Below are 8,325 nucleotides of genomic sequence, written 5' to 3' on the forward strand. Positions count from 1 at the left end.
TCGCCACAAGACCTAGCCGCTTCGTTGCGGCGCGCCAACCCGGGGCACCAACCCAGAGCACAGATCCGCGACAGCGTAAAATCTGCGTGTGCCTGAGCGCCGTTAAGCGGAAGGAAAAGAAATTACGACAGGCTTCGACTGTCTTTGCGCGCACCCGCCTAAGATACGTCCTTCGAAGGGGATCTGTGTATGAGTATGTTCCTGCGGTTCTGGAAAAACACCGCCATGAGCCTGAAGCTGCCCGTGACCATCGCGGTGCCAGCGATTGTTCTCCTCCTCGTGGCGGGCAGCGTGGTAACGATTCGCGCGGTAAGCGAATTCAGCGATGAACAGCGGGTGGCCTATCGCACCCTCCTGAACGAACGTGCCAACGCGTTGGAGACCTGGCTGAACGACCTGAACGCAGAGGTCGGCGCCCTGGCGCTGAACGGGTCCGTCAACCTCGGGATCAAGGACTTTGGCCGTGGCTGGATGCCGGTCGACGGCGAGGAACCATCGGCCTATCTGCGCCGTCTCTACGTGGATGAGAACCCCAATCCGTCCGGACAGCGAGACGAGCTCCTGGCCGCCGAGGACAAATCGGTCTGGACGCTCCGCCACAAGAAATACCACGAAGGATTTCGCGCCTATCAACAGGCCCGCAATTTCCATGATATGTTCCTGATCGGCCCGAATGGAAACGTGATCTACTCGGTCTTCAAAGAGAGCGATTTTGCCACCAATCTTCTGGACGGGCCCTATAAGGACAGCGGCCTGGGCGAGGCCTATCGCGGCGCCCGGGAGCTGGAAAGCGGCCAGGCCTTCATGAGCAGCCTGAAAGGCTATGGGGCAAGCAATGGCGCACCGGCGATTTTCATTGCCGCTCCGGTGTATAACGGCATGTCCTTTGCCGGTGTCGTTGCGGTTCAGGTGCCCGTCACCCGCATGAATGAGATCCTCGCGCAATCCGATCTTCTGGGGGAAACGGGCCTTGTTTACATGGTCGATAGCAATGGCATTGCCACGTCATCCTCGCCACATGAAGGCGGGCATCAGGTGCTCGAGCCGCTGCCCACAACCGAGGCCATCTCTGCCGCGATCACCGGTGAGCAACGCTATCTTCCGCATACGCCGGGCCTGGAGGATGGCGACGTGATTGCAGTTACGGACAGCATTCGGATCCCCAACGGGGAATCCTGGGGCGCGGTCCTTGAAATCAATTACGACGAGGCCACGACCCATGTCACAGCCCTGATCCGAAACTCCTTGCTGACGGCGCTTGGCGTCTCTCTGGGCGTTTTGTTCTTCTCTTGGCTTGCCGCGCGCACCGTGACGCGCCGGGTGGAGGCGCTGAACCACGACATGCACGCGGTTGCCGATGGCAAATACGACACCATCATCAGAGGCACCGACTATGGCGATGAATTCGGCCAAATCACGCGCACGCTAGAGGTGTTCAAGGGCGACCTGAAGGTGGCCGAACAGGCCGAACAGGAACGCCAGCACAAACAGGCGGAACAGGACGAGGTTGTCGCGCAGCTCAGCGGCGGGTTGGTGCAACTGGCGAAGGGTAACCTGACCCATGAGATCACCACCGCCTTCCCCGAAGAACATGAAAAGCTCCGCCTTGATTTCAACAGCGCTGTCTCCCGCCTCTGTCTGTTGGTCAACGAAGTCATTGACGCGGCACAAAGCATCCGCGCCGGCGCACTGGAGATCAATCGCTCCTCCGGCGATCTGTCGCAACGCACGGAAGCCCAGGCCGCCACGCTGGAAGAAACCGCCGCGGCGCTGGACGAGCTCACTGCAAGCGTAAGATCCTCCGCCGAGGGGGCCCAAAGCGTGGACGGCATCGTCAAGGAGGCGCGCTCCGAGGCGGATCAGAGTGGCACCGTGGTTCAAAACGCGGTCACGGCCATGACCGAGATCGAGACCTCGGCGAACCAGATTTCGCAGATCATCGGCGTCATCGACGACATCGCCTTTCAGACCAATCTGCTGGCACTGAACGCAGGGGTCGAAGCCGCCCGCGCAGGAGAGGCAGGCCGTGGTTTCGCCGTTGTTGCCGCCGAGGTGCAAACCCTGGCGCAACGCTCCGCCAATGCGGCAAGCGAGATCAAGGCGTTGATTCAGAACTCCGGCGAGCAGGTCGGCCGCGGTGTGGACCTGGTTGGCAAGGCCGGACAAGCGCTCGAAAGCATCGTCGCCCGAGTGTCGCATATTGCGAGCCTGATTTCAGAAATCGCCGAAGGTGCAGGGGAACAATCCACCGGTATTGCCGAAATCAACACCGGCATGTCGCAGCTCGATCAGGTCACCCAGCAAAACGCCGCGATGGTCGAAGAGGCCACCGCCGCCAGCCAGTTGCTGAATAATGACGCTGACAAGCTGGCCGACCTCGTATCGCGATTTGAAACCGGGCGGAGCGATCCGCACCACCGCGAAGACATGCCCGTGATCAAACCGACCGCCCATGGCGACGTCTGGGACACAGAGGATGACATCATCCTCCCCGCAGCGCCGGCCGAAGCCCACGATGGCAATGCGGCACGGGCAATCTGGCAGGACTTCTAAAGTCGAGACATTCTTTTTCGACGCATCGAAGGCGCGATCGCCGCGACAATAGCATCAGGAAGAACAGCCCGCAGAACCGGGGCTGTTCTTCCTCATCAATCCTGGCCCGTTCAGATCAAACCGGCAAATGCCATCGCCGCGTCGATCTGCGCCTTGGTGCTGTCTGCCAGCTCGGTCAGCGGCGAGCGCACCTCTTCGGAGCACAGCCCCAGTTTTGACAGGCCGTATTTCGCGCCCACCAGCCCCGGCTCGACAAAGATCGCCTCGTGCAACGGCATCAGACGATCCTGATATTCCAGCGCTTTTTTGTAGTCGCCCGCCAGGGTCGCGGCCTGGAATTCGGCGCAGAGCTTGGGTGCCACATTCGCAGTGACAGAGATACAGCCAACACCGCCATGGGCGTTAAAGCCCAGCGCCGTGGCATCCTCGCCGGAGAGCTGGATGAACTCCGCACCGCAGCTGGCCCGCTGCTGGCTGACGCGGGCCAGATCGCCGGTTGCATCCTTGACGCCGACCATGCGCGGCAGCTTGGAAAGCTCGCCCATGGTGGCCGGGGTCATATCCACAACCGAACGGCCGGGGATGTTGTAAATGATAATCGGAATATCGACACAATCATGAACAGCGGTGAAATGCGCCACCAGGCCGCGCTGTGTCGGTTTGTTGTAATAGGGCGTGACCACCAGCGCCGCGTCGGCACCGACCTTGGCGGCAAACTCGACCAGGCGAATCGCTTCGGTGGTATTGTTGGATCCCGCCCCCGCGATCACCGGAACCCGACCGGCGGTGGTCTCGACCACCACTTCGATCACGCGTTCGTGTTCCTCATGGGTCAGGGTCGGGCTTTCACCGGTGGTGCCCACCGGAACCAGACCGGCGGAGCCTTCCGCAATATGCCATTCCACCAAGTGTTTAAGCTTTTCCAGGTCCAACTCACCATTGCGAAACGGGGTGACGAGGGCTGGCATAGAGCCTTTGAACATGGGAATGCTCCAACTTTGGGTTTATGGACGGGCAAAAGCTTGCCCGGAGACACGCGCTGTCGGGGATTTGAGTTGCGCCCCTCTCCACACGCGGTATCGTCACAGCCTCTATCCCCGGAATGCTGGAAAAAGCAAGAGATGACACGCAGACTCGCCAGCTCGTTGTTGATTTGCGCGACCCTTTTTGGTGCCCCCGTTGCCGCGCGCGGGCTGGAGAGCGCTTGGTCCCTGATGCAGGATAAGAACTGGCTTGAGGCCCTGCGCGATGCGGGCGAGGTCGGCTCTATTGATCGTGATATTATTGCCTGGCACTGGCTGCGCAGCGGCGAGGGTAACCCGCGCGCCATCCTGGGTTTTCTGGAGCGGCGCCCCGACTGGCCCGGGCTCGATTATCTGCGCCGCCAGAGCGAAGAACCGATGGCAGAGGCCGACACCGCCAGCATCCTGACCTTCTACGACGGCTATGCCCCCCAGACCCCCGAAGGCGCGTTGAGCCTCGGCGAGGCGCAGATCAAGGCCGGGCAAAAGACCAAAGGCGAGGCCAGCCTTATAAACGCCTGGCGCAGCATGGCGATGCCAGAAGAGATGCAGAACGCCTATCTGTCGCGCCATGGCAAGCTGCTCGCCCCGCATCACGCGGCCCGGCTGGAGCAACTGCTCTGGGACGGGCACAAGGTTTCAAGCCGCCGCATGCTGGATCTGGTGGATGACAACAGCCGCCGCCTCGCCGAGGCGCGGCTGGCGCTGCAAGAACAGGAAAACGGCGTCGATGCCAAAATCGCCGCTGTGCCCGCCAGTTTGCAGGACGATCCCGGCCTTGCCTATGACCGGTTTGCCTGGCGGGACGCCAAGCGGCGGCAAGACGATGCCATCGCCATGATGCTGGAACGCTCCACCTCTGCCGAGGCTTTGGGCCAACCTGCCAAATGGCTGAACCGGCGGCGTGATTTTGCCCGCCAGCTGATGCGGGACGGCGAGAACACCCGCGCCTATAAGCTCGCCGCCTATCACTTTGCCAGCGCCGAGGATGGCTATGATTATGCCGATTGCGAATGGATTGCAGGCTATATCGCCCTGCGCAAACTGAACGACGCGGAGCTTGCCGCCTATCATTTCACCCGTTTCCTGGCGGCGGTCAAAACCCCGGTTTCGGTCGGCCGCGCGGGCTATTGGCTGGGCCGTGCCTATGCGCAGATGGGCGAGATCGACAAGGCCCATGCGGCCTATCGACTGGGCGCGAAATACCAGAGCTCTTATTACGGGCTGCTTTCGGCCCAGGCGCTTGGGCGCGGCTTTGATCCCGCCCTTGCCGCGCCGCGCGATGTGGACTGGAAACAGGCGCCCTTCCTCAAATCCTCGGTCTATCGGGCCGGCTTGGCGCTGTTGCAGGCTGGCGAGCTGTCGCTGGCAGAGCGCTTCCTGACCCATCTGGTCGAGGGCCTGCCGCCGGAACAGGCGCTGCAATTGGGGCAGATGGCGGTGGACATGGATCAGCCGCATCTGGCGGTGATGATCTCCAAACGCGCCGCGCAGGATGGGCTGGAGCTTGCCGGCGCCTATTATCCGCTGCATCCGCTTGCCAAGATGGATCTGCCCATGGCACCCGAGATGGCGCTCGCCATTGCCCGACGGGAGAGCGAGTTTGACCCGGTGGTGATCAGCCACGCCGGCGCGCGCGGATTGATGCAATTGATGCCTGCCACCGCCCAGCTGGTCGCGGGCGAGCTGGACATTCTGCCGGATCACAAGACCGCCCGCCTGACCGAGGACTGGCCCTATAACGCCCGCCTTGGCAGCCAGTATCTGGCGCGGCTTGCGGCGGAGTTCGATGGCAATGTGGTGCTGATGGCGGCGGGCTACAACGCCGGGCCACCCCGTCCGACTGCCTGGATGAAGCGCTACGGCGATCCGCGCGACCCATCTGTGGATGTGATCGACTGGGTGGAACATATCCCGTTCAACGAGACCCGCAACTACGTGATGCGGGTCACCGAGAGCCTGCCGGTCTATCGCGCGCGGCTGGGGCAAAACCCCCTGCCCGTCCCCTTTACGCAGGAGCTAGCGGGCCGCACGCTTCAGGTTTTCGCGCCAAAAGGTGAATAGCCCGGCCGCCACCACCAAACCGGCGCCGATGACCACATTGATCCGCAGATCCTCGCCAAAGACAGCAAGCCCGATCGCCGCGGCCCAGGGCAGCTGCATATAGGCAAAGGGTTGCACGGCGCTGGCCTCGGCCATCTCGTAGCATTTGATCAACAGCCAATGCCCCAGCGCGCCCATCACGCAGAGCAATGCCATCCAACCCCAATCCGGCGCCGTCATGGGTTGCCACCACCAAAGCCCCAGCGGCGTGACAAAGATCATGCCATAGACGCCGGTGTAGAAAAAACTGGTCGCGGTGCTGTCACGCCGCGCCACATAGCGGGTCAACAGACCATAGAGCGCAAAGCTCAGCGCCGCCGCCAGCGGGATCAGCGCCGCCAGTTGGAACACGCCCGAACCCGGTTGCAAGATGATCAGCACCCCGATGAAACCCAGGCCGATCGCCGCCCAGCGGCGCCAGCCCACCTGCTCCCCCAGGATCGGCCCCGAAAGCGCCGCAATCAACAGGGGATAGCAGACAAACACCGCATGGCTCTCTACCAGCCCCAAGACCGTAAAGGCCGTCACCATGATGCAAATCTCGGCCACCAGCACAAAGGCGCGGAAGATCTGCACGCCGCGCTGGCTGGTCTGCGCCGCCTTACGCAGAGAGCCGCTCTGTTTCAGGGCGACCGCGATCACAAAGGCCGCAAAGAACCAATAGCGGATCGTGATCACCATAAAGACGTTGTATTCACTCGCCAAATGGCGCGAAATCCCGTCTTGCAGGGCAAAGACGATGGTCGCACCGATCATCAGCAGGATGCCCATCCTGGTGTCGTTCTTGCTCATGACCTGCTGCATCCCTGTTTCATGGTTCAGACCTTCCGTGCCTTGGTCATATGTCGTTTGCGGCCAAATCCGGGGGTACGCTCCACCTGAAACCCGGCAGCCTCCAGCCCGCGCCGCACAAAACCGGCCGCCGTATAGGTCGCGGCCGTGCCATCGGTGCTTGTGTGATCGGCCACCGCCTGCATCAGATCCTCTTGCCAGAGTTCCGGGTTCTTGGCGGGGGAAAACCCGTCCAGAAACCAGGCCTGCGCCTGCCCGGCCCAGGCAGGCAGGGTCTCGCGCGCATCGCCGAGGATCACCTCCAGCTGCAATGTGCCCAGATCACAGCTGCCGCCGCCCTGCCATTGCGCCAGGAAGCGTTCGGCCCAGGGGCCAACGGCGGGAAAGGCTTCCAGCGCGCGCATCATATCGGCAGGCGCCATGGGGAAGGCCTCGAAACTGGTGAAACGCAGCGCGCCGCTCTGGCCGCTCTCCTCCCAGGCACGCCAGGCCGCCAGCATATTGAGCCCGGTGCCAAAGCCCAGTTCAGCAATCTGAAACCCGGGGGTAAAGCGCGCGGGCAGATCATTGCCCGCAAGAAACACGTGCTCTGTCTCCAAAAGCCCGTTCTGGAGCGAGAAATACGGGTCATCAAACTGATCCGAGACCGGCAACATGCCGTCCCGCCAGCTCAGCCGGGCCTGCTGGTCTGTCATGGCGATTTCCTTTAGGGATCGTGCGGACAGGGCGAACCTGACGAAAGGGCATGGAAATGGCAACTGCTGAAATCACCATTCGCGGTGCGGGGATTTTTGGCCTCTCGATCGCCTGGGTCTGTCATCAGCGTGGCGCAAAGGTGCAGGTGGTAGATCCCAACGGCCCCGGCGCGGGCTCCAGCGGCGGGCTGGTCGGCGCTCTCGCCCCGCATGTGCCGGAAAACTGGAACCCCAAGAAGGCGTTTCAGCTTGAAAGCCTGCTGATGGCCGAAGAGTTCTGGGCCGGGGTTGAGGCCACAGGTGGGGTCTCGGCGGGCTATGGACGTCTGGGGCGGTTGCAACCCATCAACGATCAACGCGGGCTGGAGCTTGCCGGGGCGCGCTGCGAAAGCGCTGCGGCGCTCTGGCAGGCGCGCGCCACCTGGCAGGTGCGGCCCGCGTCCGAGTTCGGCCCCTGGTGCCCGCCCAGCGCCACCGGCTTGGTGATCCACGACACGCTCTCGGCCCGGATGCACCCGCGCCGCGCCTGCGCTGCCTTGGTTGCCGCCCTGCGCGCGGGCGGCGTCGAGGTGGTCGGCGACGCGCCGGAAAGGGGTCAGGTGCTGCATGCCACCGGCTATCAGGGCTTGCTGGATCTTAACGCCCTGTCGCCGCGCGCTCTCGGCAATGGCGTCAAGGGACAGGCCGCGCTGCTGGGCTTCGATGCGGGCCCGCTGCCACAGCTCTACGTGGACGGGCTACATCTCATCCCTCACGCAGATGGCACCCTGGCGATTGGCTCCACCAGCGAGCGGGAGTTCTCGCGACCGGATGACACCGATGCGCAGCTTGATCAGGTGATCACCCGCGCTATCGCCGCGCTGCCGCAACTGGCCGGGGTCAAGGTCCTGGAACGCTGGGCCGGAGTGCGCCCGCGCGCCCGCTCCCGCGCGCCAATGCTGGGGGCATGGCCGGATCGCGAAGGCCATTTCATCGCCAATGGCGGCTTCAAGATCGGTTTTGGCATGGCGCCCAAAGTGGCCGAGGTCATAGCCGATCTTCTGCTGGACGGGCAGGATCATATCCCGGAGGGGTTCCGCGTCTCGGATAATTTCTAGGTTCCCAAATCGCCAGAGAGTTTGCGCTTTGCTTTGCAAATCGCCCGGGGGCAGGGCCGCGCC

Annotated in this window: 6 protein-coding genes; 3 read left to right on the forward strand and 3 right to left on the reverse strand. The window is 62.9% G+C overall.

The genetic code is table 11. The features are described 5' to 3' along the window. The first annotated feature begins 189 nt into the window (after window positions 1–189). Window positions 190–2,553 carry a methyl-accepting chemotaxis protein gene (locus HCZ87_RS05260; RefSeq protein ID WP_167642716.1) on the forward strand — a complete coding sequence of 788 codons (2,364 nt, stop codon included), beginning with the start codon at window positions 190–192 and terminating at the stop codon, window positions 2,551–2,553. A 110-nt stretch (window positions 2,554–2,663) separates the two neighbouring features. Here the strand turns inward: HCZ87_RS05260 and dapA are convergent, their stop codons facing one another. Next, the gene (dapA, locus tag HCZ87_RS05265; protein WP_167642717.1) at window positions 2,664–3,536 is read right to left on the reverse strand and encodes a 4-hydroxy-tetrahydrodipicolinate synthase; all 873 of its coding nucleotides are present in this window, start codon (window positions 3,534–3,536) and stop codon (window positions 2,664–2,666) included. 138 nt (window positions 3,537–3,674) lie between these two features. Between dapA and HCZ87_RS05270 the strand changes: the two genes are divergently transcribed. Beyond that, on the forward strand, window positions 3,675–5,639 hold the full coding sequence (locus tag HCZ87_RS05270; protein WP_167642718.1) for a lytic transglycosylase domain-containing protein: 1,965 nt from the start codon (window positions 3,675–3,677) through the stop codon (window positions 5,637–5,639). On the opposite strand, the gene HCZ87_RS05275 is transcribed toward HCZ87_RS05270, so the two are convergent. Further along, window positions 5,595–6,470, reverse strand: coding sequence for a DMT family transporter (locus HCZ87_RS05275; protein WP_167642719.1), 876 nt, complete (start codon window positions 6,468–6,470; stop codon window positions 5,595–5,597). The genes HCZ87_RS05270 and HCZ87_RS05275 overlap by 45 nt on opposite strands. A gap of 26 nt (window positions 6,471–6,496) precedes the next feature. After that, complete coding sequence (gene mnmD, locus HCZ87_RS05280) at window positions 6,497–7,165, reverse strand: tRNA (5-methylaminomethyl-2-thiouridine)(34)-methyltransferase MnmD (protein ID WP_167642720.1); 669 nt, start codon at window positions 7,163–7,165, stop codon at window positions 6,497–6,499. A 56-nt stretch (window positions 7,166–7,221) separates the two neighbouring features. On the opposite strand from mnmD, the gene HCZ87_RS05285 reads away from it, so the two are divergent. Further along, on the forward strand, window positions 7,222–8,262 hold the full coding sequence (locus tag HCZ87_RS05285) for an FAD-binding oxidoreductase (protein ID WP_167642721.1): 1,041 nt from the start codon (window positions 7,222–7,224) through the stop codon (window positions 8,260–8,262). Window positions 8,263–8,325: the final 63 nt, after the last annotated feature.

The sequence above is a fragment of the Phaeobacter sp. HF9A genome (assembly GCF_011806385.1).
Taxonomy (GTDB): Bacteria; Pseudomonadota; Alphaproteobacteria; order Rhodobacterales; family Rhodobacteraceae; genus Epibacterium.

Bases quoted from the DNA above. Each gene is read 5' to 3' on its own strand.
- HCZ87_RS05260 (WP_167642716.1), top strand. From the start codon at position 190: ATGAGTATGTTCCTGCGGTTCTGGAAAAACACCGCCATGAGCCTGAAG.
- dapA (WP_167642717.1), bottom strand. From the start codon at position 3,536: ATGTTCAAAGGCTCTATGCCAGCCCTCGTCACCCCGTTTCGCAATGGT.
- HCZ87_RS05270 (WP_167642718.1), top strand. From the start codon at position 3,675: ATGACACGCAGACTCGCCAGCTCGTTGTTGATTTGCGCGACCCTTTTT.
- HCZ87_RS05275 (WP_167642719.1), bottom strand. From the start codon at position 6,470: ATGAGCAAGAACGACACCAGGATGGGCATCCTGCTGATGATCGGTGCG.
- mnmD (WP_167642720.1), bottom strand. From the start codon at position 7,165: ATGACAGACCAGCAGGCCCGGCTGAGCTGGCGGGACGGCATGTTGCCG.
- HCZ87_RS05285 (WP_167642721.1), top strand. From the start codon at position 7,222: ATGGCAACTGCTGAAATCACCATTCGCGGTGCGGGGATTTTTGGCCTC.